Consider the following 26,851-nt stretch of genomic DNA (forward strand, 5'->3'; position numbering starts at 1 on the left):
CAGCACTCGCACAGAGGCTGTCGCGGCAAGAAAGCTGTCACTGCTTTTCTCAAATGGTACCTTCGATGTCCCGATTGACGTTCGGATCGGTTTCCTGCTGGACTTGTACCTTCATCACCTAAAGCGCAAATACACGATCAAGACCACGGTACCATACGAATCTAAAGTGACCCGTCTAAAGAGCTTTCTGGGACCTTTAGAGGGGCAGGAATTCTCGCAGTTGGACGTCGAGAACTACATCGATCACGCGAGAACGTTGACCGCTTGGAACCAAAAACGGAAGAGCCTCAGCGACGGCACCATCATCAAAGACTTGCAAGTCCTACGAGCAGCTTTGCGCCATGCACACCTAAACCGCATCGTGCCCTACGAATGCCGAATTGAGATCAGAGGCTTGGTCGCAGGTACGCGCACAGATTGGATAACCCAAGAGCAAATGCGACGCGTCCTGCACAGGTGCTGCACGCGCCCTGACAGGCTACACGTCCTCGGCTTTCTCCTCATCGGCCTTTGCTCTGCTGCGAGACGCGAGGCCATACTTTCTTTGAGGTGGGAGCAGGTGCGAATTCCAGAGGCAGGCTGACGCTCTCTATTGCAGTTGACGGCACTTGCACCATCACCCCAAACGAACACGTTCACAGACACAAAGGCGGAAATTTGTGAAAACATTGGGCCAGCGAATTGAACCGCACCGGGTTTGCCGGAGGCTGATTTCAGTTAGTTACGCGGCAATGTCCTCAGTTTCCAGAGCGGCGTAGAAATTGGCCTCTGCTTCTGCCGGCGGGATGTTCCCAATGGGTTCAAGCAGGCGGCGGTTGTTGAACCAATCCCCCCATTCGAGCGTTGCGTATTCCACGGCTTCGAAGTTGCGCCATTGGCCGCGGCGGTGAATGACCTCAGCCTTGAAAAGGCCATTGATCGTTTCAGCCAGCGCGTTCTGCGCCTTCAAATGATCCCCCCGGATCATTTGATCCGCTGCGCAGACCCGCTTGAACTCATAGCTGTCCCCAACGCTGCCGACGGAAGGTTCGATGCCAGCTTCGCCCAACCGTTCTGTGTATTTGATCGAAAGGTATTGGCTGCCGCGGTCGGAGTGATGAACAAGCCCCATCGCCTTTGTCCGCCGCCGCTCGTGAACAGCCTGTTCCAGGGCGTCGAGAACGAACCCGGCATGCGCCGAAGTGCTGACACGACCCATTGACCGGCAGGCGATTTGGCCATGCCAAATCTGCCGAGAGGGGGCCGACAATCTTGCGGGCATAGGCGTCAATGAGCGAGCCATTGAAGGCGCCATTGGTTCGAGCCCAATGGCGAGCGGCGACATAGGCGAACCCTTTCCAGGTGGCGACATAGGTGAAATCGCTGACCCAGAGCATGTTGGGCGCGGGCACACGGAATTGCCGGTTTACCTTGTCCATCCACTGCCCGGCAGCACATGCGCAGCATGTGCGAGAGGGGGCACGGGGCTTTCTTGTCGGGCACCGTGGTTTTGTGCGGCTTGCCCCGGAGCGAGCCTTTGTCCGCCATTGGTCCGAGGACAATGGCGAGCGCCTTGAAGCCCCATACTTTTCATCAGCCGGGCGACCGTGCAGCGGGCGACGTCAAAACCTTCCCGTTGCAATTGCCGCCAGATCTTCCGCACGCCATAGACCCGCCAGTTCTCTTCGAAAACACGCAGGATCTCGGGCCGCAATGCCGCGTCACGCCGGGCACGGTCCGACAACCGGGCCGGATCGGCCCGCTTCGCCAGATGCTCGTAATACGTGGAAGGGGCAATCGGCAGGAAGGAGCCATTGGAACGCCAGTGGTCCGAGAGACAATGGCGAATGCAGATCGGCTCGACCCCATGCTCACCGCGATGCATGTCCCCTCTCGCACATGCTGCGCATGTGCTGCCGGGCAGCGGATAAATGACACCATCACTTCGACCGGCGGTCGAGCTCCGCCATCGCAAAATACGCCGATGCCTTGCGGAGGATCTCGTTCGCCTGGCGCAGCTCGCGGTTCTCCCGCTCAAGCGCCTTCATCCTGTCGGCGACATCAGTTGGAACACCCGCCCGCTTGCCGCTGTCGACTTCCGCCTTCTTCACCCACTCATTCAGCGTGTGCGCCGAACAGCCGATCTTCGCGGAGATCGACATGATTGCCTGCCAGCGGGAACTGTGCTGGCTCTGGTTGTCCAGCACCAGACGCACCGCACGCTCGCGGACCTCAGGAGAATACTTGTTTGTTGTCTTGCTCATTGTGGCTTCATCCTACTCAGGAGTTGAAGCCTCCGGCAAACCCGGTGCGGTTCACTGACCGGCGAACCGCAAGCCGCAGAAAATCAGCTGCACACCAATCTGGTCCTCCAGCTGTTTGATGCCAGCGGACAGTGTTGGCTGGGTCATGCCAAACGCTGCCGCCGCGGCCGAAGTGCCCTGCTCTTGCCACCACAACAAACTTCTCAAGCTTGCCGGACTGCTTGGGAGCGTTCCATCAAAATTGGAACCTCCACCAGCTGTCGCAATGGCTGCATAATGACGGCATCGAACCCGGTCTCAAAGGCGGGCATTGCGGCGGCGCTGCGGCAGGCTCTCATTTCCAGCACAAGGCAACCGGCTTGCCGCACCTGGATCAAACGGCCGGACTGGGGGAAGGTCCATACAGCACTGCATTGCCCCGGTGGAGATTTTGCTGCCGCCTCCCTAAGAACAGCCAAGCGTTCACCCAGCGCTGTCCGGCGACCAAGCCTGCGCGCAGGGCGCCGACAATGCCATGATATCTACGGCACGGGCAGCAATTTGGCTTGCAGCCTCTGCCAGGGATTTTTGCGACAGGTAAAATGCAGGGACCGGCGGCATGACGATGGCGCCCATCTCGGTCACCGCAGCCATGTTGCGCAGGTGAGCCAGCGTCAGCGGGGTTTCGCGTGCCAGCAGAACCAGTCGCCTGCGTTCCTTGAGCTGCACGCCGGCCGCCCGCGTCAGCAGATTGTCATCGAGCCCATGCGCAATCGCAGCCAGGGTGCGCATCGAACAGGGCGCCACGATCATCGCCGACACCGGAACCGATCCTGACGCGATGGTTGCGCCGATGTCATTGATCGCGTGGCTGCGCGCGGCCAGTGCCTTGAGCGTTCCCAAGGCACCCGGGCCGCATTCTTCGGCCAGAGTGCGTTCCGCGGCGGCGCTGGCGACCAGATCAATCTCCACCCCCTGTGCCGACAGATGCCGGGCCGCGGCCAGACCAAGCATGGCACCCGACGCGCCTGAGACACCCAGCACGACACGCCGCACGCTCATGCCTGCAATCCTGGCATCAGGCGGGCAACCAGATCTGCGGCAAAGGCTTGATCCTTGGCAGAGCCCTGCATGACCCGCCCCCATTCGCGGCTTATTTCACTGCCGGTTTTGGTTGTGGCGTCGATGCCGATCTTGCCGGCCAGCCCCGGCAGCGGTGATGCGAAATCCAGGTAGTCCATCGGCGTATTCTCCAGAATCATGACATCGCGGGAGGGGTCCATGCGGGTGGCCAGCACCCAGGCAATGTCATCCCAATTCCGCGGGTCGGTATCGGCATCCACCGCAATCATCATCTTTGTGTAGCTGAATTGCGGCAGCATCCCCCAAAGCGCCATCATCACCCGGCGCGCCTGGCCGGGGTAGCGCTTGTCGATGCTGACGATGGCGATGCGGTAGGAGCAGGCCGCCGGCGGCAGCCACAGATCGCGGATTTCGGGGATCTGCGCGCGGATCGCGGGCAAGGCGAGCCGGTTGAAAACCTCGCCAATGATGGCGGGCTCGTCCGGCGGGCGGCCGGTATAGGTGGACAGGTAGAGCGGGGTCTCGCGATGAGTGACTGCGCTGAGCTGCATCACCGGAAAGGGTTCCGCCGGGTTGTAGTAGCCGGTGTGGTCGCCAAACGGCCCTTCGGGTGCGGTCTCGGAGGCGGACACCCAGCCCTCCAGGACGATCTCGGCATCGGCGGGCACCATCAGGGGAATGCTCTTGCACGGGACCATGCGCGGGCGGGCACCGCCAAGGGCACCGGCAAAGGTCAGTTCCGAGACCGTTTCCGGCAAAGGCAGCGCCGCTGACAACAGCGTCGCGGGGTCAGCCCCCAGGACCACCGCCACCGGCATTTTTTCACCCCGCTGCGCCCAGCTTCGGTGATGCGCAGCGCCGCCGCGGTGCGGCAGCCAGCGCATGATCAGACGAGACCTGTCCAAAACCTGCGTCCGGTAAACGCCCGCGTTGCAACTGTTGACGTTTTCCGGCGCGCTGCCGTGCGGACGGGTGATCACCACCGGCCAGGTGATCAGCGGCGCGGCATCCCCCGGCCAATGGGTCTGCACCGGCAAATCCGACAAGCAGGCTTTCACCCCTTCACGCACAACCGCCTGTGCAGGTGCGGATTTCACCACCTTCGGCCGGGTGGACAAGGCCGCCTTGAGCATGGGCCAGCGGGACAGTGCATCACGCAGACCGTCCGGCGGCGCGGGAGATCGAAGTGCTGCCAGAAAGGCGCCCAGATCATCCAAACGGTCTGGAGCCACCCCGAGGCCTGCCGCCACGCGTTCAGCGGTGCCAAACAGGTTCACGACAACAGGAATGTCCGAAGCCCGGCCGTCTTCCAGAACCGGATGGTCGAATTGCAGCACCGGCCCTCCGGCTTCCAGAACAGTGCGATGCACGGCCGTCATCTGGTGGCGCACGGAAACCGGGTCCGGAATCTGCTGGAACTGACCGTTTGCGGAACACCAATCAAGGAAATGGCGCAGGCTGGGATATGGCGGAAGTGTACGAACGGGACTGCTCCAAGGCTGACTTCCGCTGACCCCTAGCAGAATTTCGCGCTGCGAATTTGACGCGCAACAAACTTGAACCGCCGGCCTGGGCATAGAAATGCCCCTGCCACCGAAGCCACCGGCGGGAAAGGAATTCTTTATTGCCCCAGCCCCTGATCCCCATTTGCCCTGCAGCGCTTGCGCGCCTGCTGCGGGTGGTGCCCCTTGGGCCATTGTCTCTTTCGCTCACGGCCTGCTCCCGCCGGATCGCCAGGCGCCACCCCGGACTGTTCCGCCGCCTGGGCGAACATGGCCGCACGCGGTTCGTGCTGGATCCGGCCGATCTGCCCGTTGTGCTCTGCCTGGATCCCAATAACGGCTGCCCGACGATCCGCGTCACGCGCCGAAGGTGTGACGGAGCGGCCCGGATTTCCGGCCCGCTTGCGGCCCTGCTGGGGCTGGTTCACGGGGCCTATGACGGGGATGCGCTCTTTTTTTCGCGCGACCTGGTGATTGAAGGCGATACGGCTGCGGCACTGGCCCTGCGCAATGCGGTGGATGATGCCGAACTGGATCTGTCACAGGAGATCGCTGCCATGTCCGGACCGTTTGCGCGGTTTATTTTGCAGGCCGCTGACTTTGCCGGGCGGCGCACAGGTGTCTGCCTGGCCCGGCCGGCGGAGGACGCGGCATGGTGATGGAAATTGTCTGCCCGGCCGGCACGCCCGCCGCACTGCGGGCCGCAGTCAAGGCCGGGGCGCATACAGTCTACTGCGGCTTCAACGACGAAACCAACGCCCGCAACTTTCCCGGGCTCAACTTCGACCGAGAAGAAATGCGCATGGGCGTGGCCTTTGCCCACACCCATGGCGCCAAGGTCCTGGTGGCGATAAACACCTTCCCCCGCGCGGGCGATCAATCGATCTGGCACCGCGCCATTGACGATGCCAGGCACTCCGGCGCCGATGCAATCATCCTGGCGGATCCCGGCCTGCTGGCCTATGCCGCGCGCGCGCACCCGGACCTGCGCCTGCATCTGTCGGTGCAGGCCGCGGCCGCCAATGCCGACATCATCAACTTCTATGCCGGCACTTTCGGCGTCAAACGCGTTGTGCTGCCGCGTGTCCTGTCGGTGCCGGAAATCGCTGCCATCAATGCCGAAACCGAGGTGGAAACCGAAGTCTTTGTCTTTGGCGGGCTGTGCGTAATGGCTGAGGGGCGCTGTTCGCTGTCCTCTTATGCCACCGGTCTGTCCCCCAACATGAACGGCGTCTGCTCGCCGGCCAGCCATGTGGAATACCGCGACGACAACGGGGCGCTGGATGCCCAGCTGGGCGGATATACGATCCACCGCGTGGCCAAGGATGAACCGGCCCCCTACCCGACCCTTTGCAAAGGCTGCTTTTCCGCCGGCAGCCAGACCGGCCACCTGTTCGAAGACCCGGTCAGCCTGAATGCCGAGCAATTGATCCCGCAGCTGCAAAAGGCCGGGGTCACGGCGCTGAAGATCGAAGGGCGCCAGCGCTCGAAATCCTATGTGGCGCAAGTCGTGCGCAACTTCCGCACCGCCGTTGACGCGCTGGAGGCTGGCCGGCCGCTGCCGCAGGGCATGCTGACGCGGCTGTCCGAGGGGCAGGCCATGACCACGGGCGCCTACAAGAAAACCTGGAGATAACAGCATGGAACTGACTGTCGGACCGAACCAATTTTTCTGGCCGGCCGAGAAATGGAGCGCGTTCTACCGCGATCTCGCCGAGGCCCCCGTCGACCGTGTTGTTCTGGGCGAGCTTGTGTGCTCCAAACGCCTGCCGTTCTATCAGGACTGCATCCCGGAGGCGCTGGCAGCCCTGACTGAGGCAGGCAAGGAGGCGGTGCTGACCAGTCTCGCGCTTGTCACCCTCAACCGCGAGCGCAAGCTGACCGCGGATCTGGCCGCTATGGGCGTGACGGTTGAAGTCAACGACCTGACGGCCCTGGCGCATCTGCCCAAGGGCCTGGGGTTTCATGTTGGTCCGCTGGTCAATGTCTATAACGAAGGCACATTGGCGTGGCTGGCCTCTTTGGGCGCCAAGCGCATCTGCCTGCCGCCGGAATTGCCGCTCGCCTCGGTTGAGACGCTGGCCCGCGCGGGGGCTGGTCTGGGTGTTGCCATCGAAGTCTGGGGCCATGGGCGGCTGCCGCTGGCAATTTCGGGGCGCTGCTACCACGCGCGCCTGCACAAGCGGACCAAGGACAACTGCCAGTTTGCCTGCGAGGATGATTCGGACGGGCTGGAGGTGCGGACACTGGACGGCCAGCCCTTCATGGCGATGAACGGGGTGCAGACCCTGTCAGACAGCTATGCCTGCGCCGATTACCAAATCGAGGCCCTTGCCGCGGCGGGCGTCGCGGCCCTGCGCCTGTCGCCGCAATCACAGGGTTTTTTCCGCCTCTGCCAAACTTACCGCGAGCGGTTGAACGGCACTTCGCCCGCTGGCACCATCGCCAGCGAAGTGCTGCGCAGGCTGCCAGGAACCCGTCTGAGTGACGGGTTTCTGACAGGGCCGAGCGGTGTATCTTGGTCTGCAGCTCCAGCCATTCCATGATCCCGTTCCGCAACTTCGGCACGTTCTGGGCTGCCCCGTACCGCCCATTGTTCTTCGCAGCATTCCTATGGGCCATTCTATCCATAGCCTGGTGGCCACTGGGCGTGCGGTTCGGGCTGCCTGCCCCGGAGCTGGCGCCGGCCGTTGCGTGGCATGTTCATGAGTTGATTTTCGGGTTTGGCGCCGCTGCAATTGGCGGCTACTTGCTGACAGCGCTTCCCGCCTGGACGGCGCGGCCTTCTCTGTGCGGCGCGGGGTTAAAAGCCTTGGTGCTGATCTGGTTTCTGGCCCGGATCGTCACGGCAAAAGCTATGACACTGCCGTTTGCGGTGCCTCTTGCCCTCAACGCGGCCTACTTCCTGGGACTGGCCTGGTTCATTTGCCATCAGGCCGTCACTTCCGGCGCTTACCGGAAATTGGGTTTCGGGGTTGCGGTTTTGGCTTTGGGTGTGGGCGAAGCTCTGTTCCTGAGCGAAGCCGCTGGAGGACGGACTTGGTATGCTCCCGACATTATCCAAGCCGTCCTGGCCGGGCTCGTCCTGATGCTGGCGAGCACCGGTGCGCGGATAATCCCCGCGTTTACCCGCAATTGGCTCGCCCAGACGGGCTACGCCGGGCCGCCGGTCGCAGAGCGCGCCCGGTTGAGGAATACAGCCAGTGGATTGCTGGCGCTCGTTTTCGCGTTAAAACTTGCCAACTATGCCGACGCAGCTCATGCCGCACTGATCGCAGCGGCAATGGCATTGCTCTGCACCATGCAGGGGTGGAGAACCAAGGCAGTTCTTTCCAACCCGCTGCTGGTGGCGCTGCATCTGGCATATCTCTGGCTGCCGGTAGGGGCTCTGATCCTGGGTGCCACGGGACTTGGCTTTGTCCGCTATCCGATGGCTGATGCCCTTCACTCTATCACCATCGGCGCGATGTCCGGGCTGATCTTGGCCATCGCCGGACGGGCCGCCTGTCGTTCTGAAAACGGCATCATGCGCGCCGGCACCGGGTTCATGGCCGGAACCCTGGCGGTTTGGATCACGACCTGCCTGCGTCTGGCCGGTCCGCTCATTCCGGCTTATTCGGATGGTATCCTGACAGCCGCTGCACTGCTTTGGTGCGCCGGGTGGCTGGTCTTTACCGCAGCGTTTTTGCCTGCGCTTTCCGGCCCGGTCCGCCGCCCGGTTCTGAGCGGGCGGAAGGCCAAGTTTCAATGATCACGATTTAGGAGGAAAGGGGCACACGATGAAAATTGCCTATGTCACATCGGCCAAGCGGGGCAGATCGGACAGCTTGCTGGCTGAACTTGCCGAGGATCTGCGGGCTGAGGGTCGGCGTCTGACCGGCATCGTCAAGGATCAAAGCTATGCGGGCCATTATGCCAACGGCTGCGACATGAAAATCCGCGTGCTGCCTGCAGGGCCGGTAATCAGGATCACACAGAACCTGGGCCAAGGATCTGATGCCTGCCGGCTGGATCCCGCGGCTATCACTGAAGCCGCCGCGCGGGCCGAAGCCAACTTAATGGGCGATACCGATCTGTTCATCCTGAACAAATTCGGCCCGGAAGAATGCTCAGGACGCGGTTTTTACACATTGATCGCCACTGCAATGGAGGCCGGCATTCCGGTCCTTTTGGGCGTAAGCACTACCTGCGAAGCAGCATTTGCAACATTCTCAGGCGGGCTGGCAGAGGCACTTCCTGACGATCCTGCCGAGCTTCGGAACTGGTGCGCGAAGGTGATCCCGGACCGGAAGACACACACACCGGCTTGACACATAATCAGCAAGTCCGGCGTCGGGCCAATCTGTTTGACATGCTCATCGTTCCGGAGCCGGCATACACGCAGGCCTCAGGCGTTCAAGGCCAAAGCACGCCCATCATCTTCCCCGGCCAGCGCCCGTGCGCAGTGGCTTTCGGCCTGTTTGATCATGACATTGACCAGCGCCCTGGAAACCTCCATCTCCTCGGCAATCTTCTTTTGAGGCACATCTGCCAGCCTGTGGCGAAGAAAGACCTCGCGCTTGCGCTCAGACAGGCCCGACAGAGCCCTCGCCACCGCGGCCAACTCCTGCTTGCGCTCGAGATGGGTGAGCCCGCAAAGCGGCGTCGTGCCGGCACTGGCAATCTGGTCTTCCCCATCAAAGGCGGTGGCGATTTCCTTGGCATGTTTGCGCAGGTAGTCGATGGAGGCATTGCGGACCATGCGCGACACATAGCAGCCCGGGTTTTCCGGCTGGTGCCGCGGCGGGCAGGTCAGGCATTTAACCGCAGTGTTTTGCAGAATGTCTTCGGCGGCATCGGGGCGCCCCACGATTCTGAGGGCCTCGCACAGATGCAGTTTGCGGCGCGAGATCAACTCACGGATGAGCACCTCGCACACCGGCAGCGGTGAGTGGTTCGGCATGTTTTTTCCAACGGCAATCAGCCGGCGGAAGACACCGGCATTGAATGGATTTGAAGGGGGGACTGCCTAAGGCAAAATCTGCCATTGGTTGCCCCTCCTTTATGCCGGACCGTCCTGATCAGGTCAAATGCAACTTGGTTAAGATGCACCTGACATGGCTGAGTCCTGCTGCCTGCAGGCGGCAGGTGGCCGCGCTACTGCGCAGACCGTCATCACTCCGCAGCCGTAAGCATCCCGGGATCTTCGCCGTGCGGAGCCAGCAGTCCGGCGGCGATCTCATCCGCCCGGACCGGTAGGACGGACAGCAGCGTGTCGCTCAACCCGTGGGTGTCCTCGCAATAGCCTTGCAGAAAGATCCGCGGCCGGAACCCGGGCACGGTGCCGATCCGGTAGCTGCGGTCAGTTTCCGTCCCTTCCAGATAGCCCTTGAGGCCCGCCAGCAGCGTCTCTCCGACGCGCCGCTGGTAGCCGGTCGCGAGGATGACCAGATCATACGTCCGGGCAGTCCCTGCCCCGCCTTGCACAGGGGACAGGGACAGTCCGACCTGACTGCCACGGGCTTCTGCCGCCGCGACCCGGGTGCCGCGCATCAGACCATAGGCATCGCCTCCGGTCACGTCCTGTTCATAGAACAGCCCGTAGATCTGCGAGATCAAATCCCCGTCAACGACCGAGTAGTTGGTGTTGGCATATTCCGCCAGCAAGGCGCGGCGCTGCTCGCGGGGCTGATCAAAGACAAAGGACGTGAAGCTGGCGTCAAAGATCTCGTTGACGAACGGGGTGTCATCCGCAGGTTTCAGGGCGTGGCTGCGGAAGATGAAATCCACCTGCGGCCGGGCCGGATCATTGGCCAGGTCCCAGAAGATCTCCGCCCCGCTCTGCCCCGATCCGATCACCGCAATTTTCAGCGGACGGTCGGAAGCGGCCAGGCGCGGCTTTACGGTGCTCAGGTAGGCAGAGCTGTGAATGATCGCCGGATGATCCTTGAGCCCCGCAAACACCTCCGGCACCACCGGTTTGCCGCCGACGGCCAGAACCAGGTCGCTGGTACGGCGCCGGACCTGTTCACCCTTGCTGTTTTCCGAGATCACATCCAGCTGACTGATGCAGCCCTCTGCGCCCGCAACCGGTTCGACGCCAACGACCCGCTGGTCGTACTGGCAGCTGTCCTGCATCTGCATTGCAGCCCAGGTGAAGTAATCATTGAACTCCCGGCGGCTGGGATAGAAGGTCTTGCGGTTGATGAACCGTTCCATCCGGCCCTTGGCGTGCAGGTAGCTGAGAAAGGAATACGGGCTGGCCGGATTGCGCAATGTCACCAAATCCTTGATGAAGGAAACCTGCATGTCGGAATTGTCCAGCAGCATGTCCGGATGCCAGGCAAAGCTTGGTCTGGCCTCGAGGAAGACAGCCTGCAGCGGTGCCTTGCGCTCTTGCAGGGCGATGGCCAGGGCCAGGTTGGACGGGCCAAAGCCCACGCCGATCACATCATGGCGCGACAGTTGTTCACTCATCAGGATTCTCCGGATTGCAGAAAGGCAGAAAGGGACAGTTGCAGCGGGCGGCCGGGATCAGCAGGTTCCGGTCTGGACCACAGACGCGCCTTGAAGAAATAGTCGCGTTCCAGCCGCACCAGCACCGCGCGCTTGTGGGCAAAGTCGAATTCCTTGACCCTGGCAAAGCCCGAGCGGGTGAGGTTGCGCAGTTGCTGAGTGTGGCTGGCGGCGGGTTCCCCCACCAATGCCTGGGTGCGCGGCTCGGCCAGAAACATGTAGTGCATCAGCGAGGGCAGCCAGGTGGTGATGTAGTCCGCGCCGCGCGCGGTTTCATCCCCTACCAGAACATGCCAGCCCCGGTCCCAGGCGCCGGCGCCATAGTGGGCGCCAATACGGTTTTCACGCGCCCAGTAGAGCTCGAAATAACAGAACGGGCGGCCGTTCAGGCAGCCCAGAACCGGCATCATATGCGGGTCGGATGCCATCCGCGCGAGATATGTCCGATGGTAGTCGCGCGTGCCGGATTCCTCAAAGAAGGCGGCCACACGCTCGTCGTTCATCCACTGATGAAACAGGTCCAGATCCGTTTCCTGGTCCAGTGCGCGCAGGGAAAAGACTTGGTCCAACCAGGGAATATACCGGTGATACAAAGTGCCGACGGCTTTGACCGGGCGCAGCGGGTGCGGGCCGTGCGGGCCGGACACCATGCTCTGCGGGAAGCTGTCACGGCCCTGCGGCAGCCACAGGTCGGGCAATTGCCACAGCAGTTCCGGAAACACCCCCAGCCATTCGCCGTCCAGAACCTGTGCCGCGCCACGCGCCAGAAGGTCCGGCTCCAGCGCCTGCCAGTGCTGCCGGTTCAGCATTACCAGCACTTCTTCGGCGGCCCAATTGCTCAGCGCTTCGCAAGCGGCCAGCACGCTGGGAACATCCGCCCTCCCTTGCGGCGGCTGCAATTCCAGCCGCCCGCCGCCCAAGTCTGTTACGGCCAGTTCCTGCGGCTGGCCGCTGGCATAGACGGTCACTCTGTTGCCGTTCCGGCGCGCCCAGCAGGGCAGCTCTGCAGTTGCGGTTGTATCCAGTGACACGCGGTCCCTCCATTCAATGCGGCGCGCGGTTTCTTGCGCCGGGTCTGTTGAAGGGAACGAAGCTGCGGCCCGGAAATTTACAAAAAAGATCAGGAATTCCGATTTTTTTGCCGTGATCGGGTCTATCGGGACGGCACAGCAAAAAGCCCGGCCCGCCGGAATGGCGGGGGCCGGGGTCACGCAGGCTGCGGCCGGGTTCACGCTGTCAGCTAAGCGCAAAAACCTTCTGAATGGCGCGGTTTACCGCAACTGGCAGCACAGACATGTGATTTTCGCCGGCATAGGTCTCGTACTCGGCGGCCACACCCGGCAAGTCCGCCAGATCCGCCGCCATCTGCTCTGCTGCTGCAATCGTGCGGGTCTTGGCCTTCTCCGCCAGCCGTGCCGGAGCATCCGCTGCTCCCTCCTGAAACGGCGCCAGGCGGTCGCCTTCCCATTCGCCTGCAGAGAGATGCACGTACAGGCGGCAGGCGCCGGGATCGAACCGCTGCTGATGTGCCAGCAAAAAGCTGTCCTCCCAGGTGATTGCCGGGCTGGCCGCAATCCAGTGGCTGAAAGCATCAGGCCGGCGGAACATCAGCCACAGCGCAAACAGCCCGCCAAAGGAATGCCCGAACAAGCCCTGGCGGTGCGGATCCAGCTGAACTTTTTCCGCCACAAACGGACGGGCCTGATCAAGCAGGAAACGCGCCATTTCCGCGCCGCCTCCGGTGCGCACCTCATCGCCGCCGTCCCAGAACGGCGGATAGCTTTGCCCCGGCGGCGGGCCAAGGTCCCAGCTGCGGCGGAATGGATCATAGGCGTCACCGGTTGGATAACCCACTGCGACCAGCACGCCCCATCCGACATTTGTGCCCGAGGGGTAGCAGGCCTGCGCGCGCATCGCGTCGATCGCGGTGCCGACCACCGCGTTTCCGTCTGTCATGTACAGCACCGGCCAGCCCCCGGCAGGCGGCTCGCCCGGCGGCACCCACAGGAAGATCCGGCGGATCGCGCCAGTTTCTGTATCCGCTAGGTCATACCAGCGGGCTCCGGTCCAGGTATCCCCCTCGGCAACGGGTTTGCTTTCAGTCACTTGCGGCCCTCCTCTATGGCGTTCAGCACGTCTTCCACCAAGGCCTCGCCGCATTCGAGCCCGGCGGCGATCCGCACCGATCCGGCAGGCGTGCCGAACCGCTGGAACACATTGGCAGTCCCCGACAGCCCCAGCGCGGCCTGCGCCGGGATCACCAGGCTTTCCGGCCCGCCCCAACTGACGCCGATCTTCACCACTTTCAGGGCATTGGTGAAACGGGCAATGCCGACGCTGGCATCCAGATCAAAGGCAAACAGCCCGCCATAGCCCGACAGGCAGGCGTTGCCGGGGTTGGCCTCGAACGCCGGGTGGCGCACGCGGGTGACAGCCGGATGCGCAGACAGCGCCCGGCCCAGCGCCAGCCCGTTCTGCATGTGCCGCGCCATCCGCAGGTTCAGCGTCCGCATACCACGCAGAACCAGCCAGGCGTCAAACGGGGACATCTTGCCGCCAAGGTAATGGTAGGATTCATGGTTGATCCGGCTGATCAGCTCTTTCGGTCCTGCAACCAGCCCGGCGATGGTATCGGAATGGCCCGCCAGGTATTTCGAGGCAGCATGCACGATCAGGTCGATGCCGTAGTCCGCCGGGCGCTGAAACAGCGGTGTAGCCCAGCTGTTGTCGATCACCGAAATCACGCCTTCCTTCCGCGCGGCCGCACCGATTGCGCGCAAATCCTGGGTGGTGAAACTCCAGGACGCAGGGCTTTCCAGATACACCAGCTTGGCGCCGGGCAGCGCCTCGACCACCGCCTCTGTATCTGTGCCATCCACATATTCGGTGCTAACCCCGAATTTCTTCAGCACGCATTCGAACAGGCGGAAGGCGTCGGAATAGAGGTTCTCCACCGCCACCACCCGGTCGCCTGCCTGCACAAAGGGCATGACAGCCGCCGCAATTGCCGCCATGCCCGAGGCAAAGCCGCGCGCGGCCTCCACGCCCTCCATCCGGGCAATCAGGGTTTCCAATTCGGCCACCGTGGGGTTGTCGCCGCGGCTGTAGACGTAGCGCTCCGACTCGCCTGCAAAGACCGCCGCCATGTCCTCGTAGCGGTCGAACAGAAACGATGACGTCTGGAAAATGGGCACCGAACTTGCAGCGTGCGGCATCGGATCATGAGGGGCGATCAGGTCAGCCGTCATCCGGTCCGAGGCCGGGGCGGAAACCGGGATATGCTGGTCTTTCATGCAGGAAGTCCTTTCAACGAAAAGCGCGGCAGACGCCACAGGATCAGCGCAGCACCGATGCCGGTCAGCAGCGCAGCGGCAGTCAGGCTGGCGGCCAGCCCGTCAAACCCCCAAAGCCGGGTGAAGAGGATGAGCAGCGGCAGGAACAGCCAGCCCAGCGGCGCCAGCCCCAGAACGGCGGCAAGCCGGGCGCGGGCCGTCGACTGCAGCGTCACCTGGGCTGCATGGCGCAGCGCTGTGGCGGGCAGCGACAGCGCCAGGGCGAACACCGCGGCAGGGGCCAGCGCCAGCACGGCCGCATCGTCCGCGAACAATTGGCTGAGCTGAACTGCCGCCAGCAGCCCAGCTGCCATGAAAAGTGCCGCAGCACCGGCGGCGATTGCGGCCGTGGCCACAGCCGCGCTGTTCAGACGCGGGCCATTGCCCGCCCCCGCCGCATGCGCCAGCACCGGCTGGGCACCAAGACAGAAGCCTTCGATGGGCAGGCTGGCCAGCACCCACAGGCGCAGCGCAATCCCCATTGCCGCCTGGCCGCTTGCCCCTTCGAGGTGTCCGGCCAGCCGGTACAGCAGCAGAAAGGCAACGCTTGCCAGCAGCACCGATCCAGCCTCAGGCAAACCCACGCGCAGCACCGGCCACAGCCGCGCCAGAGCATCCCGCGTCAAGCGCGGGCGCAGCCGGATGGCGCCGCGTCCCCGGGCGAAGTAGACGGCGTAAAGGGCCAGTGTCACAAGCTGCGCCAGCACGGTTGCCAGCGCCGCGCCCTTGACGCCGAAACCGGCCCAGAAGATCAGAACCGGGTCCAGCACCATGTTGAGGCTGAAGCAGAGCACAAGGCTCAGCAGGCTGAAGCGGGCGTTGCCTTCACCGATAGCCGTGAAGTCGCACAGGATCTGGACCATCCCCAGCCCTGCCGCAAAGGCCATGACTGACAGGTAGTCCAATGCAGGACCGCGCACCTGCGGTGCCGCGCCCAGAAGGTCCAGCACCGGCAGCCGCGCAGACCACAGCAGGGCGGCAAACACTGCCGCCAGCATCAGGCACAGCGCCATCGCGGCCGAGGCCAGATCATCGGCGTCAGACCTCCGCCCAGCGCCGAGGGCGCGTCCGGCGGCAGAGGCAGTGCCAACACCCAAGCCGACCCCCGCTGCAGCAGTCAATCCGGTCAGCGGAAGCGCAAGACTGACCGCTGCCAGAGCCTCCGGCCCCAGCTTGCCGACAAAATAGGCGTCCACCCCCTGATGCGCTGCATTGATGGATAGCCCGCCCACCGCAGGCAGCGCCGTGCGCAGCAGGGTTTGCATCAGGGCGGGGCTGCCCAAATCGATTGGCGTCATTGCAGCTGTTGCTCCGGCTGTAAGTTGCTGTCCGTGATTTGACGCGCTGCGGCCGCGGAAATTCACCAGCGCACCGAAACTTTTTGTGCCGGTCTGTGAATTCCGCGCGCTGATGTGCGTCAAGCAGGGGACACGACCTTGATGGAGACCCCGATGACCCGATCTGATCCCGGCCAATGGATGTGTGTGCAGAACACCGAAGGGCGCTGGTCCGTCTGGCCCGCGGAGCTGCCGTTACCGGCCGGCTGGCATGCGGAAAGCGCCCCCGCTGCGCGCGAGGATTGCCTCACCATGATCGAAACCCGCTGGACTGATCCGCGCCCCGCCGCGTTGCAGGAGGTGATGGCATGAGCACCGTTTCCGGCCCCGCGCCCGGCCTGCTGGCTCTGACCCCCGGTGAAAAGCAGATCTGCGCGCACGACCAGGTCGGCCAGCTTGCGCCCTATGGCACCCAGAAGCTGTTGATCGAAGCCGGCGCGCGCTGGAGCCCCGGACAGGTCCGCGCGGCGGCGGAGGCGGTTTTGTCCGCCCTGCCGGTGTTTTCAGCCCGCTTTCACCGCAGGGCGGGCGGCGAGCTGGCCCGCAGCCAGAACATGCAAGACCGCATTTCCCTGACAGAAGTCCCGGAAGCCGACGCCGAAAACCGGCTGGCAGCTGCACGTTTCCATCTGGACGGCGGTCCCTGCGCACTGGCGCTGACCGCCCCCAGTGACGGCAGCACTCTGTTCGGCGTTGCTTTACACCCTGCGCTTGGCGACGCCGGAGTCATCGGGGCTATTGCCGCAGCGTTTGCAGACGCGCTGCAAGGGGCCGCTCTGAACCCTCAGCCGCTGGGCTGCGCGCCGCAAATCCCGGCAGAGGAACAGCGCGCGCGTCTGGAACACTGGCGCCCCCTGCTGAAGAGCGAAAGCTGCCTTAACGCGCAGCTTCCGCCCCGCTGCAGCGGGGCGGAGGGGATGGAGCGCGGCGCAGCCAGCCTTCTGATTGAAGCCGCAGCAGCCGCAAAACTGCACCAAAGTCAGGTACCTCCCGGCATCCTGCTGCCGGCCGCCGTTGGGCTCGCACTGATGCGCTACACGGGCCAGGGCAGCCTGCGGTTTGCCCTCGGCCGGACCGCGTCCGCTGGCACCCGGCGCAGCGAGGATATCCTGCCGCTCTGCCTTGCACTGGAGCCAGGTCAGCCGTTCACCGCTGCAGTCGCGGAAACCGCCCGGGCACTGGCCGCGATGCAGGCACACGCCCTGCCCTCCGAAATGCTGGTGCAGGACATGCTGCGCCGGGACGGCGCCGACCGGCACCCGTTGGGGGCGGTCACCCTGCATGTGCACCAGGAAGCCGCCCTGCCCGCAGGCCTCCGGTTTGCAGCCTTGCCGCAGCCGGCCGCCCAGGGCGAATGCCTGCTGCTGGCCCGGTTGGGTTCAGACGGTTCGCTGGAACTGAACGCGAACTATGCCCGCGGCCTGTTCGAACCTGCGCTGATCGAGCGTTTTCTGGTTCATGTCGCGCGCATTCTGGACACCGGGCTGAGCGAACCAGGCCTGCCCGCCGGCCGGATCCCGCTGCTGGCACGGGAAGAACTGGACCTGCTTTCCGCCCCGTACGAGGACACCGCCTGCAACAACCCGGGCGCAGTTCACGAGATCATTGCCGCCCATGCAAAGGCAACGCCGGAAAAGACAGCGCTGATCTGCGGCGGCGAACACTGGAGCCACGGCACCCTGAACCGCCGCGCCAACCGGCTGGCGCACCGGCTGCTGGATCTGGGCGTGGGCACCGAAACGCCTGTCGCAATCATGGTCGAGCGCGGCAACGAGGCCGTGATGGCGATCCTTGCGGCCCTGAAGGCGGGCGGCGCCTATATTCCGGTGGAGCCGGACCACCCCGAAAGCCGCAACCACCATATCCTGACCGACGCGGGCGTGCAGGTGGTGATCACCCGCCAACGCTATCTGGCCCGGCTGCCGGAAGGCACCCGCGCCCATGTTCTTTGCCTGGACGGCGACCCCGGCGCGGGCCAGCCGGAGACCGATCCGGAGGTCACGATTCACCGGGACCAGATGGCCTATATCATGTACACCTCCGGCTCGACCGGTAAACCCAAGGGCGTGGCGGTCGAACACGGGCCGCTCAGCGATCACCTGCAGGACACCGCAAGGGTTTATGAGATGAGCAGCGAAAGCCGCGAGCTGCCGTTTTTGCCGTTCTCCTCGGACGGGGGGCACGAGCGCTGGATGAATCCCCTGATGATGGGCGGATCGGCCGTGATCCCCGACGGGCCGCTGTGGACGCCGGAACAGACCTTTGCCGCGATGCGCAAATACGGCTGCAACAATGCCTCGATCCCGACGACATATCTTCAGCAGCTGGCGGAATGGGCCGCGGAAACCGGCGAGGCGCCGGACATGCGCCTGTATTCCTTTGGCGGCGAGGGGCTGGCCCAAACTACCTTTGACCTGTTGTCGCGGGAACTGCGCGCGCCCCTGCTGATCAACGGCTACGGGCCGACCGAGACTATCATGACCCCAATGGTCTGGAAGGTACGCGCGGGCACCCGCTTCGATGGCGCCTATGCGCCGCTGGGCCGGGCCGTGGGCCACCGCCGCGCCTATGTTCTGGACGAGCGCATGATGCCTTGCCCGATCGGCGTGACAGGGGAAATCCATCTGGGAGGCGAAGGCGTGGCGCGCGGCTATGTGAACCGGCCCGGCACCACCGCGGACCGCTTCATCCCTGACCCCTTTGCGCCGGAACTGGACGGGCGGCAGGGCGCGCGCCTCTACCGGTCCGGCGATCTGGGCCGCTGGCGCGAGGACGGAACCATCGAATTCCTCGGCCGGGTGGACCACCAGGTCAAACTCAATGGCTACCGGATTGAACCCGGTGAGATCGAGGCAGCACTTCTGGAACAGCCCGGCGTCTCCGAAGCTTTGGTGCTGCTGCGCGGGGATGGCGGCGACAAGCGGCTGGTCGGCTACGCGGTTGCCCCGCCGCAGGTGCAAGAGGACGATCTGATGCGGGCGCTGGAGGCGCGCCTGCCCAAGCACATGCTGCCCTCGGCCATCGTGGTGCTGGAAAAGATGCCGACCAACCCCAACGCCAAACTCGACCGCGCCGCGCTGCCGCTGCCCGGGACGCGGCAGCGCGGCGCCGTAGGCGTGCCGCCGCAGGGGGAGACCGAGGCCGCCATACTGGACATCTGGCGCAGGGAAACCGGCACTGCGGAGATGGGCGTCACCGACGACTTCTTTGCGATGGGGGGAAAATCCCTGACCGCGCTGAAGGTGCTGGTGCAGATGCGCAAACACTGGCCTGACACCGCGCTGACCATCGCCGATCTGTTCGATGCCCCCACCGTGCGCGGCCTCGCCAAACGGATCGAGGCCGGCAATGCGACCGGACGGCAGGCGATCGCCCTGCGCGGCACCGGTTCGAAACCGATGCTCTACTGCTTTCCGGGGCTGCTGGTCTCCACCCGCGAATACATGCGGCTCACGGCCTATCTGGGCGGCGATCAGCCGGTGACCGGCTTCCTGTGCCATTCGCTGAACGAGGACAAGCAGCTGAATGTCTCGGTGCCGGAGGTAGTGGCGGGATACGCCGACCACATCCGCCGGGAGAGCGCCGGGCGGCCCTGCGCCTTTCTGGGCTGGAGCTGGGGCGGGCTGCTGGCCTGGGAAGCGGCGAAACAGCTGCAGGGGGAAATCGACCTGCGCATGGCCGGCATGGTCGATGTCTGCGATCTGGGCCGCGACTTCGCCCCCGGCGCGGTTCCGGAATTCGCCCCCGGTGAACGCGCGCAGCTGGAAGCGGAGATGCTGGCATGGCTGGGCAAAACCCGGATGCGGGCGCAATGGGATGCGCTGATCAGCGCGATGGATCCGCTATGCTACGACCAGTTCCTGCGCTTCATCGGCAACGAGGCGGAGCCCTTGCCGTTTGACGGGCCGGACGTCTCCAGCCGCGAGCACACCTTCTGGGTGCTGATCGACAACGCGCTGGTGTTCCGCAGGTACCAGCCGGCCCGGTTGGATGTTCCCGTCACGTCCTACAGCGCCGGCGACAGCCTTAGCCGCGGCCTCAACCTGATTGATTGGCGCCGGCTGTCACCGCGCGCGGCACCTGCCTCGGTGGTTCCCGGCACCAATCACCTGCACATCATCGGCGACCGGCTGTTCCACGCCCGGTTCAAGGAAGACCTGGACCGGGCGCTCTTGGGCTGATCCGTCCGCAGGATATTAAGGCGCGCGCCGGGGCATCGCCCGGCGCGCACGCCCTCAAACATACCAGAGCCATCTCGGCCGCTCCGGGTCCCCGGTTGCATCCTCCCGGCCGGAAAGGGCGCGGATCACTTGGGAGAGGGTCAGACGGCATTGGCCGAAACCATGGCATTTCGCCGCGTTGAAGCGAAGGCGCAGCTGGCGGGTTTCGATCACCGGCATGGTCTGGACCTCCCCGGATCGGGTTACGGTATTGCTGGTCTTCCGTTCCGAGCGGTCGTTTAAATTCACCCGGCGGTGTCCCACGACCCGCCGCGCGGCGGCCTACCGGACGGTCTTGATGGCCGCGCTGACGATATCCAGCGCCCTGTCCAGATCTTCGCGGGCGATGGTCAGCGGCGGGGAGAGCGTGAGGACATTGCCCTGGCTGATCTTGAAGCTGAGCCCTGCGTCGAGGCAGGCGTAGTAGATCTGCTCGGCCCGGGCGCGGGCCTGGACCATACCGCCGCCATCGCCGGCGATCTCCACTCCGAACATCAGGCCGCGGCCGCGGATGTCTGCGGCAAGGGGCACATGCCCCAGCGCATCACGCAAGCGCGCCATCGCGTGGCGGCCCAATTCCCCGGCGCGCTCCACCAGACCTTCCTCCTCGATGATCTGCAGGGTCGTCAGGGCGGCACGGGCGGTCACCGGGTTCTTTTCGTGGGTGTAATGGCCGATGGCAAAATCACCACAGACGTCCAGATCGCGGCGGGCGACACAAGCCGCAATGGGCAGGATGCCGCCGCCCAGCGATTTGCCGAGTGTCACAATGTCCGGCACGATGCCGTCATGCTGGAAGCAGAACATCCGCCCGGTCTTGCCGAGGCCGGTGGGGATCTCGTCCAGGATCAGCAGCACGCCGTGCTTGTCGCAGATCTGGCGCACCGCTTTCCAGAACCCCGGCGGCGGCACGACGGGCACCGCCCGCATCGGCTCGGCGATGAAGGCGCAGTAATCGCCGTCGCGGCCCAGCACGTAGTCGATCATCTTCGCACAGGCTTCGGCGCTGGCCTCCAGTGTCCCGTGGCCGTACGGGCAGTCCGACGGGCTGTAGGGCGCCACATGTTCCGTGCCCGGCAGCAGCGGCCCGGCGATATGGCTGCGGAAGGTGGCCTCGCCGCCGACCGAAGCGGCGCCGAAGCCCGCGCCGTGGAAGGCATCCCAGAAGCTCAGCGTCTTGAAGCGGCCGGTGGCGGCGCGGGCGATCTTCAGCGCCACCTCATTGGCATCGGACCCGCCGGTGGTGAACAGCACCTTGCCGAGATCGCCGGGGGTGATCTGCGCCAGTTTTTCGGCCAGCTGCACCGCCGGTTCATTGGTGAAGCGGCGCGGCGCAAAGGGCAGCTCGTCCAGCTGCTGCTTGATTGCCGCCACCAGCCTGGGGTGGCCATAGCCGAGGTGATGCACCGAGTTGCCGTGGAAATCCATGTAGCGGCGGCCGTCCAGATCCTCGATCCAGATGCCCTCGGCCTTGGCGATGGTGCTGACGCAGGGGCTGGAGAGGCTCTGGTGCAGAAAGGCCTTGGCGTCGCGCGCCAGCAGCGGTGCCGAGTTTGCACCGGTGGATGTCGTGAGCCAGGCCTGGCGGGCTTGGGACGTGTTGGATTCACCTTCGGTGTGGACGAGCATGCGCCGCCTCCGTTCAAGGGGCAAAGAAAAGGAAAAAAAACGGGGCGGCACGGCGCCGGCCCCGGCGGGCCGGGGTTATTCCGGCCAGGGGAGGGAGTAGGTCTTGACGTTGGTGAAGAACTTCATCGCCTCGATGACGCCTTCCTTGACGCCGTTGCCCGAATCCTTGATGCCGCCGAAAGGAGACATCTCGATGCGGTAGCCGGGCTGTTCCCAGATGTTGCAGGTGCCCACGTCCAGGCCGTTGATATAGGCAATCGCCCGGTTCAGATCGTTGGTGCAGACGCCCGAGGACAGGCCGAACTCGGTGGAGTTGGAGATCTTCATCACCTCGGCGTCGTCATCCGGCACCCGGACGATGGGAATGATCGGGCCAAAGGTCTCCTCCATCACCAGTTCGCTGCCGTGCGGCACCCTGTCGACGACAATCGGCGGCAGGAGCGCGCCCTGGCGGGGCGGGTGATACAGGATCTCGGCACCTTCCTTTTCGGCTTGGAGAACCCGGTTTTCAAACAGCTCTGCCGCCTTGTCGTGGATCACGCAGCCCAGTTCCGTTTCCGGGTCCTGCGGGTCGCCGAACCTGATCTTCTTCGCCTTTTCCAGAACCAGCGGAACGAACCTGTCCGCAACGCTCTCCTGCACCAGGATGCGCTTGATTGCGGTGCAGCGCTGGCCGGAGTTGCCGGTGGCACCTGCCACGGCGATGGCGGCGGCCTTGTCCAGGTCGGCGTCGCTGAGGTCGTTCAGCACGATCAGCGGATCATTTCCGCCCAGTTCCAGCGCCTGGCGCTTGTAGGCGCCCTTCTCGGCAATCAGCTTGCCCACCGGCACGCCGCCGGTGAAGGTGATGATGTCGATGTTCTCGTTGGTGATCATCTCCTCGCCGATGTCCTGCGGCCAGCCGGTCACCACCTGGAACATCTCCGGCGGCAGCCCGGCCTCGTACAGAATGTCGGCCAGCGCGATGCAGGTGAGCGGCGTCAGCTCCGTCGGCTTGCAGACCATGCAGTTGTTGGTGGCAATCGCGGGCGCGATCTTGTGGCTGACCATGTTCAAAGGGTGGTTGAACGGGGTGATCGCCGAGATCGCCTTCACCGGTTCGCGCTTGGTGAAGATCTTGCGCGGCTTGCCGTTGTGGGTGAGGTCGCAGGAGAAGATCTCGCCGTCATCCTTCAGCGCCTCGGCCGCGGCGAACTGATAGACATCCTGGGCCCGCCTGGTCTCGTAAATGGCGTGCTGGTGGCAGATGCCCAGCTCCAGCACCAGCCATTCGGCCAGCCATTCGCGCTTCTCGCCGATCAGCTCCCCGGCCCGCTGCAGGATCCGGCTGCGCTCGTAACGGGTGAGCTTCGGCGTGTAACTCGCGGCGATCTCAAAGGCCATGCGGGCGTGTTCCGCCTGGCCTGCGGGCACATGGCCCACCACCTCGCCCGTATAGGGGTAATGCACCGGCACGGTGTCCTTGGCAAAGACAACCTCGCCGCCGATGCGCATGCCCTCATTGCGGATTTCGATGCTGCTCATGATCTGCTCCTTCATGGTTGCAGCGCCGCCGCCTGCGCCGCATAGAAAAACGCATCGAAGTTGCGCAGCACCGGGCGCTCCGGCAGCGGCAGGACGCGGTTGCAGATGAACGGCACTTCCTGTTCGGTCAGCCCGCCATGGCTCCTGAGCGGCTCGTTCAGCGCCGCCAGGTCGTGGCGGTGCTCCGAGGTGCCGATGCAGATGTTCCCGCCGGAGACCAGGATGATGTCGCCGATCCGGTCGCCCGGCAGCTCGAACCGTGCCACCGCTTCCTCGCGGGTCAGCACATCGGTGATCGCGTCATAGCCCGCCAGCCGCGCCATGATCCCGGCCCGGTCCGCGCCCTCGGGCAGATAACAGGTGGCAAAGGAGCCGAGCGCGCCGTGGTGCACCACGTAAGGGTCGGTGATCGGCAGGATCACCCGCGCCTGGCCCGCGCCCAGCCAGTCATCCATCAGGTCCTGCACGTAGATCACGCTGGGCGAGCCGTCGGCATGGTGCTTGGGCTTCATGCCGTGGTCGGCGGTGACCACGATGGCGGCCCCCAGCGCGTCCAGCTCCGTCAGGTATTTGTCGAACATCGCGTAGAAGGCCTTGGCCTCGGCCTGATCGGGGCTGTACTTGTGCTGCACATAATCCGTGGTGGTCAGATACATCACGTCCGGCGCCCATTCCTGCAGCAGCTTCACCCCGGCCGCAAAGACAAACTCGCTCAGCTCTGCCGAATAGACCTCGGGCTGCGCCATGCCCAGCCACTCGCTGGCCTTCTCCTGGCCGTGCTCCGCCGCGGTCGAGGTGTCGGATTTCTCCGCCGAGAAGCACTTGGCGCGGTCGTCATCAAACGACAGGCCTGCGCCCAGCAGCGCCCGCAGCTTGTCCTTGGCGGTGACCACGGCCACCCGCGCGCCGGCATCATGGAAGGCCTTGAACACGGTGGGGGCGCGCAGGAAGCGCACGTCGTTCATCATCACCTCTTCGCCGCTGTCCGGGTCGATCAGGTAATTGCCGCAGATCCCGTGCACCACCGGCGGGCGGCCGGTGGCAATGCTGAGGTTGTTGGGGTTGGTGAACGACGGGATCACCGAATGCGCCAGCCGGTCGGTGCCGGTCTCCCGCATCCGCTTGAGCGTGGGCATCAGCCCGGCGGCAATCGCCTTGTCCAGGTATTCCGGCTCGCAGCCGTCCAGGCAGATGGCAATCGCGCAGGTCCCGGGCACGGCGTAGGCGCGGCCGTTGGCCACGACGGGGGAGTGAATGGTCATGTCTTTGACGTCCTTATCTCTCAGGCTTGCTTCTCAGGCGGCCAGTTTGGCGCGTTCTGCCAGCGCCGCGGCGGGCGGGGCCGCGCTGGCGACGCCCATTTCGGCAAGAGTTTCCTTGGCGGCAGCAACAACCTGCCGCATCACGTGTTCATCCATCTGCCCGATGCAGCCGATGCGGAAACTGTCCGCCACCGTCAGCTTGCCCGGGTAGATGATGAAGCCCTTCGCCTTCATCAGCTCGTAAAAGCGGCTGAACACGAAGTTTTCATCCGCGGGGCAGAAGAAGGTGACGATGATCGGCGACAGCCAGCGGTCCTGCAGCAGGGTCTCGAACCCCAGCCCGCGCATGCCCGCCACCATCGCATCGCGGTTGCGCCGGTAGCGCGCGCCGCGCCCCCCGACACCGCCTTCGGCCTCATGCGCCTTCAGCGCTTCCAGGAAGGCCGCCACCGCATGGGTCGGCGGCGTGAACCGCCACTGGCCGGTCTTTTCCATATGCGCCCATTGCGCATGCACATCCAAAGACAGCGAATGGCTGTTGCCCTTGGCCGCCTCCAGCTCCGCCTTGCGGGCGATGACAAAGCCGAAGCCCGGCACCCCTTCGATGCATTTGTTGGCCGAGGACACCATCGCCTCGTAGCGGATCTGCGCGGGCTTCAATTCAATCGCGCCAAAGGCCGACATCGAGTCGATCAGAAGCTTGCGGCCCGCGGCATAAACCGCCTCGGAAATCTCCTCCACCGGGTTCAGGATGCCCGAAGAGGTCTCGCAGTGGATCGCCACCACATGGGTGATCGAGGGATCCTCCGCCAGGATCTGCGCCACCTCCGGCCCGCGCGGCGGCAGGTAGTCGCCCTTGTCCAGCAGCTGATAGGCGCGGCCCAGGTAGTGCAGCGTCTGCGCCGAGCGCAGCCCGTAGGCGCCGTTGGCCAGCACCAGCGCCTTGCCGCCGCGCGGCACGAAGGACGCCAGCATCGCCTCCACCGCAAAGCTGCCGGAGCCCTGCATCGGCACGCAGTCAAACTCCGCGGCACCGTCGCCCAGCAGCGCCAGCAGGCGGCGGCGCATCTCGCGGGTCATCGCCCGGAAGTCGTCGTCCCAGCTGCCCCAGTCCCGCAGCATCGCCTGTTTCACCTCATAGGAAGTGGTCAGCGGCCCGGGCGTGAGAAGATAGGGCTCACCCAGAAAGGGCGGATCAATCTGCGGTGCCGAAGCGGTCATTGCCTGTCTCCAAAACATGTTCCAGATGCATGATTGCGCCAGATAAACCCATATGTAAAATTGCAAAAAACAATCCAATCATAGGCCAAACCTATAAACATCAAGAGAGATCAAAAATGCGCCACTCACAGCTCAAGGCCTTTCACCATGTCGCACTCCTTGGCGGCTTTTCCCGCGCGGCCGAGGCGCTGCACCTGACGCAGCCAGCAATCTCGGAACAGGTCCGGAAACTGGAACAGGACCATGATGTGCTGCTGTTCAGGCGGGAGAAAAAGCGGGTATTTCTGACTCGCGAAGGCGAGGAGCTGCTGCAGCAGACCAAGCGGTACTTCGAAGTGGAAACACAGATTGAGGAATTTCTTTCGGCGACCAGTGCAGCGATCGAAGGAGAATTGCGGATCATCGCGGATTCGGCCCAGCATATGACCGGATTTCTCGGGCCCTTCCAGAAGCGGTACCCGAATGTCGTCATCTCGCTGCGAGCGGGAAATACCGGTGAGATCATCGATGAGCTGCGCGCCTACAACGCTGAAATCGGCGTTGTGGGCAGCCTGTCCCCCGGTAAGGACATGAGCGTGCTCAACCTGGGTTCCACTGGCATTCTGGCCTTTGCCGCGCGCGGCCTGCTGAAGGCCTCCCAGCAAAGCCTGTCGTTCCAGGAACTGGCGCAATTGCCGCTGGTCTTCCGCGAGGAGGGCTCCAAAACCCGTGAGAAGGTGGAGATGGCGGCCCGCGAGCAGGGTATCACGCTCAAGCCTGCAATTGTCGCCGAGGGACGGGAAGCGGTGCGGGAGCTTGTCGCCTCCGGCGCCGGCATCGGCTTTGTTTCTCAGGCGGAATTCGGGCATGACGACCGGCTGGTCCAATACGCGCTGCGCGATGCCGAACTGGCAATGAGCGAGAGCATAATCTTTCTCACCCAGCGGCGGGATGTCAGGGTCATCCGGGCCTTTATGGATTTTGCAGAGGGTATCCAGGCCGGAAAAGCCTCCCCCGCCGGCACTGCACAGCGGGAGAAGTAACG

Annotated in this window: 21 protein-coding genes and 2 pseudogenes; 8 read left to right on the forward strand and 15 right to left on the reverse strand. The window is 64.2% G+C overall.

Going from position 1 to position 26,851, the window contains the following annotated elements:
• Positions 1–721: 721 nt before the first annotated feature.
• The 4 genes and pseudogenes from OKQ63_RS17905 to OKQ63_RS17920 form a co-directional block, all read right to left on the reverse strand.
• A pseudogene (locus OKQ63_RS17905) lies at positions 722–2,243 on the reverse strand (transposase).
• 57 nt (positions 2,244–2,300) lie between these two features.
• A pseudogene (locus tag OKQ63_RS17910) lies at positions 2,301–2,436 on the reverse strand (helix-turn-helix domain-containing protein); the annotation flags it as partial.
• A gap of 269 nt (positions 2,437–2,705) precedes the next feature.
• Positions 2,706–3,284 carry a UbiX family flavin prenyltransferase gene (locus OKQ63_RS17915; RefSeq protein WP_264211394.1) on the reverse strand — a complete coding sequence of 193 codons (579 nt, stop codon included), beginning with the start codon at positions 3,282–3,284 and terminating at the stop codon, positions 2,706–2,708.
• The gene (locus OKQ63_RS17920) at positions 3,281–4,828 is read right to left on the reverse strand and encodes a UbiD family decarboxylase (RefSeq protein ID WP_264213945.1); all 1,548 of its coding nucleotides are present in this window, start codon (positions 4,826–4,828) and stop codon (positions 3,281–3,283) included. Before OKQ63_RS17920 ends, OKQ63_RS17915 begins: the two co-directional genes overlap by 4 nt.
• Positions 4,829–4,929: 101 nt before the next feature.
• Here OKQ63_RS17920 and ubiT point away from each other — a divergent pair, with 101 nt between their 5' ends.
• From ubiT to OKQ63_RS17945, 5 genes are read left to right on the forward strand one after another with little or no spacing between them, the layout of a single operon-like run.
• Positions 4,930–5,466 carry a ubiquinone anaerobic biosynthesis accessory factor UbiT gene (gene ubiT, locus OKQ63_RS17925; RefSeq protein ID WP_264211395.1) on the forward strand — a complete coding sequence of 179 codons (537 nt, stop codon included), beginning with the start codon at positions 4,930–4,932 and terminating at the stop codon, positions 5,464–5,466.
• A complete protein-coding gene (ubiU, locus tag OKQ63_RS17930; protein ID WP_264213946.1) occupies positions 5,466–6,443 on the forward strand; it encodes a ubiquinone anaerobic biosynthesis protein UbiU in 978 nt (325 codons plus the stop codon). Before ubiT ends, ubiU begins: the two co-directional genes overlap by 1 nt.
• Before the next feature lie 4 nt (positions 6,444–6,447).
• On the forward strand, positions 6,448–7,353 hold the full coding sequence (gene ubiV, locus OKQ63_RS17935) for a ubiquinone anaerobic biosynthesis protein UbiV (RefSeq protein WP_264211396.1): 906 nt from the start codon (positions 6,448–6,450) through the stop codon (positions 7,351–7,353).
• Entirely contained in the window at positions 7,350–8,558 is a 1,209-nt protein-coding gene (locus tag OKQ63_RS17940; RefSeq protein ID WP_264211397.1) for an NnrS family protein, read from the forward strand. The genes ubiV and OKQ63_RS17940 overlap by 4 nt, the downstream gene beginning before the upstream one ends.
• A gap of 28 nt (positions 8,559–8,586) precedes the next feature.
• Positions 8,587–9,117 carry a DUF2478 domain-containing protein gene (locus OKQ63_RS17945; RefSeq protein ID WP_264211398.1) on the forward strand — a complete coding sequence of 177 codons (531 nt, stop codon included), beginning with the start codon at positions 8,587–8,589 and terminating at the stop codon, positions 9,115–9,117.
• Between the two features lie 77 nt (positions 9,118–9,194).
• Here OKQ63_RS17945 and OKQ63_RS17950 read toward each other — a convergent pair whose 3' ends face one another.
• From OKQ63_RS17950 to OKQ63_RS17975, 6 genes are all read right to left on the reverse strand, one after another.
• Entirely contained in the window at positions 9,195–9,749 is a 555-nt protein-coding gene (locus tag OKQ63_RS17950; RefSeq protein WP_264211399.1) for a sigma-70 family RNA polymerase sigma factor, read from the reverse strand.
• Between the two features lie 212 nt (positions 9,750–9,961).
• On the reverse strand, positions 9,962–11,263 hold the full coding sequence (locus OKQ63_RS17955; protein ID WP_264211400.1) for a lysine N(6)-hydroxylase/L-ornithine N(5)-oxygenase family protein: 1,302 nt from the start codon (positions 11,261–11,263) through the stop codon (positions 9,962–9,964).
• Positions 11,263–12,333 (reverse strand): GNAT family N-acetyltransferase, encoded by a 1,071-nt coding sequence (locus tag OKQ63_RS17960; protein ID WP_264211401.1) that lies wholly within the window; start codon positions 12,331–12,333, stop codon positions 11,263–11,265. The genes OKQ63_RS17955 and OKQ63_RS17960 overlap by 1 nt, the downstream gene beginning before the upstream one ends.
• Before the next feature lie 205 nt (positions 12,334–12,538).
• Complete coding sequence (locus OKQ63_RS17965; protein WP_264211402.1) at positions 12,539–13,408, reverse strand: alpha/beta hydrolase; 870 nt, start codon at positions 13,406–13,408, stop codon at positions 12,539–12,541.
• On the reverse strand, positions 13,405–14,595 hold the full coding sequence (locus OKQ63_RS17970; protein ID WP_264211403.1) for a PLP-dependent transferase: 1,191 nt from the start codon (positions 14,593–14,595) through the stop codon (positions 13,405–13,407). Before OKQ63_RS17970 ends, OKQ63_RS17965 begins: the two co-directional genes overlap by 4 nt.
• Entirely contained in the window at positions 14,592–15,932 is a 1,341-nt protein-coding gene (locus OKQ63_RS17975; protein WP_264211404.1) for an MATE family efflux transporter, read from the reverse strand. Before OKQ63_RS17975 ends, OKQ63_RS17970 begins: the two co-directional genes overlap by 4 nt.
• A gap of 153 nt (positions 15,933–16,085) precedes the next feature.
• Between OKQ63_RS17975 and OKQ63_RS17980 the strand changes: the two genes are divergently transcribed.
• Together OKQ63_RS17980 and OKQ63_RS17985 are read left to right on the forward strand one after the other, a co-directional pair.
• Complete coding sequence (locus tag OKQ63_RS17980) at positions 16,086–16,283, forward strand: MbtH family NRPS accessory protein (RefSeq protein ID WP_264211405.1); 198 nt, start codon at positions 16,086–16,088, stop codon at positions 16,281–16,283.
• Positions 16,280–20,152 (forward strand): amino acid adenylation domain-containing protein, encoded by a 3,873-nt coding sequence (locus OKQ63_RS17985; RefSeq protein WP_264211406.1) that lies wholly within the window; start codon positions 16,280–16,282, stop codon positions 20,150–20,152. Before OKQ63_RS17980 ends, OKQ63_RS17985 begins: the two co-directional genes overlap by 4 nt.
• A gap of 54 nt (positions 20,153–20,206) precedes the next feature.
• Here the strand turns inward: OKQ63_RS17985 and OKQ63_RS17990 are convergent, their stop codons facing one another.
• The 5 genes from OKQ63_RS17990 to OKQ63_RS18010 all read right to left on the reverse strand — a co-directional run bounded on the left by OKQ63_RS17990 (position 20,207) and on the right by OKQ63_RS18010 (position 25,827).
• Positions 20,207–20,371 carry a hypothetical protein gene (locus OKQ63_RS17990; protein ID WP_264211407.1) on the reverse strand — a complete coding sequence of 55 codons (165 nt, stop codon included), beginning with the start codon at positions 20,369–20,371 and terminating at the stop codon, positions 20,207–20,209.
• 102 nt (positions 20,372–20,473) lie between these two features.
• Positions 20,474–21,820, reverse strand: coding sequence for a (R)-1-hydroxy-2-aminoethylphosphonate ammonia-lyase (gene pbfA / locus OKQ63_RS17995; protein ID WP_264211408.1), 1,347 nt, complete (start codon positions 21,818–21,820; stop codon positions 20,474–20,476).
• 75 nt (positions 21,821–21,895) lie between these two features.
• The gene (phnY, locus tag OKQ63_RS18000) at positions 21,896–23,344 is read right to left on the reverse strand and encodes a phosphonoacetaldehyde dehydrogenase (RefSeq protein ID WP_264211409.1); all 1,449 of its coding nucleotides are present in this window, start codon (positions 23,342–23,344) and stop codon (positions 21,896–21,898) included.
• 11 nt (positions 23,345–23,355) lie between these two features.
• Entirely contained in the window at positions 23,356–24,606 is a 1,251-nt protein-coding gene (gene phnA, locus OKQ63_RS18005) for a phosphonoacetate hydrolase (RefSeq protein ID WP_264211410.1), read from the reverse strand.
• A 33-nt stretch (positions 24,607–24,639) separates the two neighbouring features.
• Positions 24,640–25,827 (reverse strand): 2-aminoethylphosphonate--pyruvate transaminase, encoded by a 1,188-nt coding sequence (locus tag OKQ63_RS18010; protein ID WP_264211411.1) that lies wholly within the window; start codon positions 25,825–25,827, stop codon positions 24,640–24,642.
• 29 nt (positions 25,828–25,856) lie between these two features.
• Here OKQ63_RS18010 and OKQ63_RS18015 point away from each other — a divergent pair, with 29 nt between their 5' ends.
• Positions 25,857–26,849, forward strand: a complete 993-nt coding sequence (locus OKQ63_RS18015) for a LysR substrate-binding domain-containing protein (protein ID WP_264211412.1) — start codon at positions 25,857–25,859, stop codon at positions 26,847–26,849.
• The last annotated feature ends 2 nt before the right edge of the window (positions 26,850–26,851 follow it).

It is taken from the genome of Leisingera thetidis (assembly GCF_025857195.1).
GTDB classification, from domain to species: Bacteria; Pseudomonadota; Alphaproteobacteria; order Rhodobacterales; family Rhodobacteraceae; genus Leisingera; species Leisingera thetidis.

Bases quoted from the DNA above. Each gene is read 5' to 3' on its own strand.
- OKQ63_RS17915 (WP_264211394.1), bottom strand. From the start codon at position 3,284: ATGAGCGTGCGGCGTGTCGTGCTGGGTGTCTCAGGCGCGTCGGGTGCC.
- ubiU (WP_264213946.1), top strand. From the start codon at position 5,466: ATGGAAATTGTCTGCCCGGCCGGCACGCCCGCCGCACTGCGGGCCGCA.
- ubiV (WP_264211396.1), top strand. From the start codon at position 6,448: ATGGAACTGACTGTCGGACCGAACCAATTTTTCTGGCCGGCCGAGAAA.
- OKQ63_RS17940 (WP_264211397.1), top strand. From the start codon at position 7,350: ATGATCCCGTTCCGCAACTTCGGCACGTTCTGGGCTGCCCCGTACCGC.
- OKQ63_RS17945 (WP_264211398.1), top strand. From the start codon at position 8,587: ATGAAAATTGCCTATGTCACATCGGCCAAGCGGGGCAGATCGGACAGC.
- OKQ63_RS17950 (WP_264211399.1), bottom strand. From the start codon at position 9,749: ATGCCGAACCACTCACCGCTGCCGGTGTGCGAGGTGCTCATCCGTGAG.
- OKQ63_RS17955 (WP_264211400.1), bottom strand. From the start codon at position 11,263: ATGAGTGAACAACTGTCGCGCCATGATGTGATCGGCGTGGGCTTTGGC.
- OKQ63_RS17970 (WP_264211403.1), bottom strand. From the start codon at position 14,595: ATGAAAGACCAGCATATCCCGGTTTCCGCCCCGGCCTCGGACCGGATG.
- OKQ63_RS17975 (WP_264211404.1), bottom strand. From the start codon at position 15,932: ATGACGCCAATCGATTTGGGCAGCCCCGCCCTGATGCAAACCCTGCTG.
- OKQ63_RS17980 (WP_264211405.1), top strand. From the start codon at position 16,086: ATGACCCGATCTGATCCCGGCCAATGGATGTGTGTGCAGAACACCGAA.
- OKQ63_RS17985 (WP_264211406.1), top strand. From the start codon at position 16,280: ATGAGCACCGTTTCCGGCCCCGCGCCCGGCCTGCTGGCTCTGACCCCC.
- OKQ63_RS17990 (WP_264211407.1), bottom strand. From the start codon at position 20,371: ATGCCGGTGATCGAAACCCGCCAGCTGCGCCTTCGCTTCAACGCGGCG.
- pbfA (WP_264211408.1), bottom strand. From the start codon at position 21,820: ATGCTCGTCCACACCGAAGGTGAATCCAACACGTCCCAAGCCCGCCAG.
- phnY (WP_264211409.1), bottom strand. From the start codon at position 23,344: ATGAGCAGCATCGAAATCCGCAATGAGGGCATGCGCATCGGCGGCGAG.
- phnA (WP_264211410.1), bottom strand. From the start codon at position 24,606: ATGACCATTCACTCCCCCGTCGTGGCCAACGGCCGCGCCTACGCCGTG.
- OKQ63_RS18010 (WP_264211411.1), bottom strand. From the start codon at position 25,827: ATGACCGCTTCGGCACCGCAGATTGATCCGCCCTTTCTGGGTGAGCCC.
- OKQ63_RS18015 (WP_264211412.1), top strand. From the start codon at position 25,857: ATGATTGCGCCAGATAAACCCATATGTAAAATTGCAAAAAACAATCCA.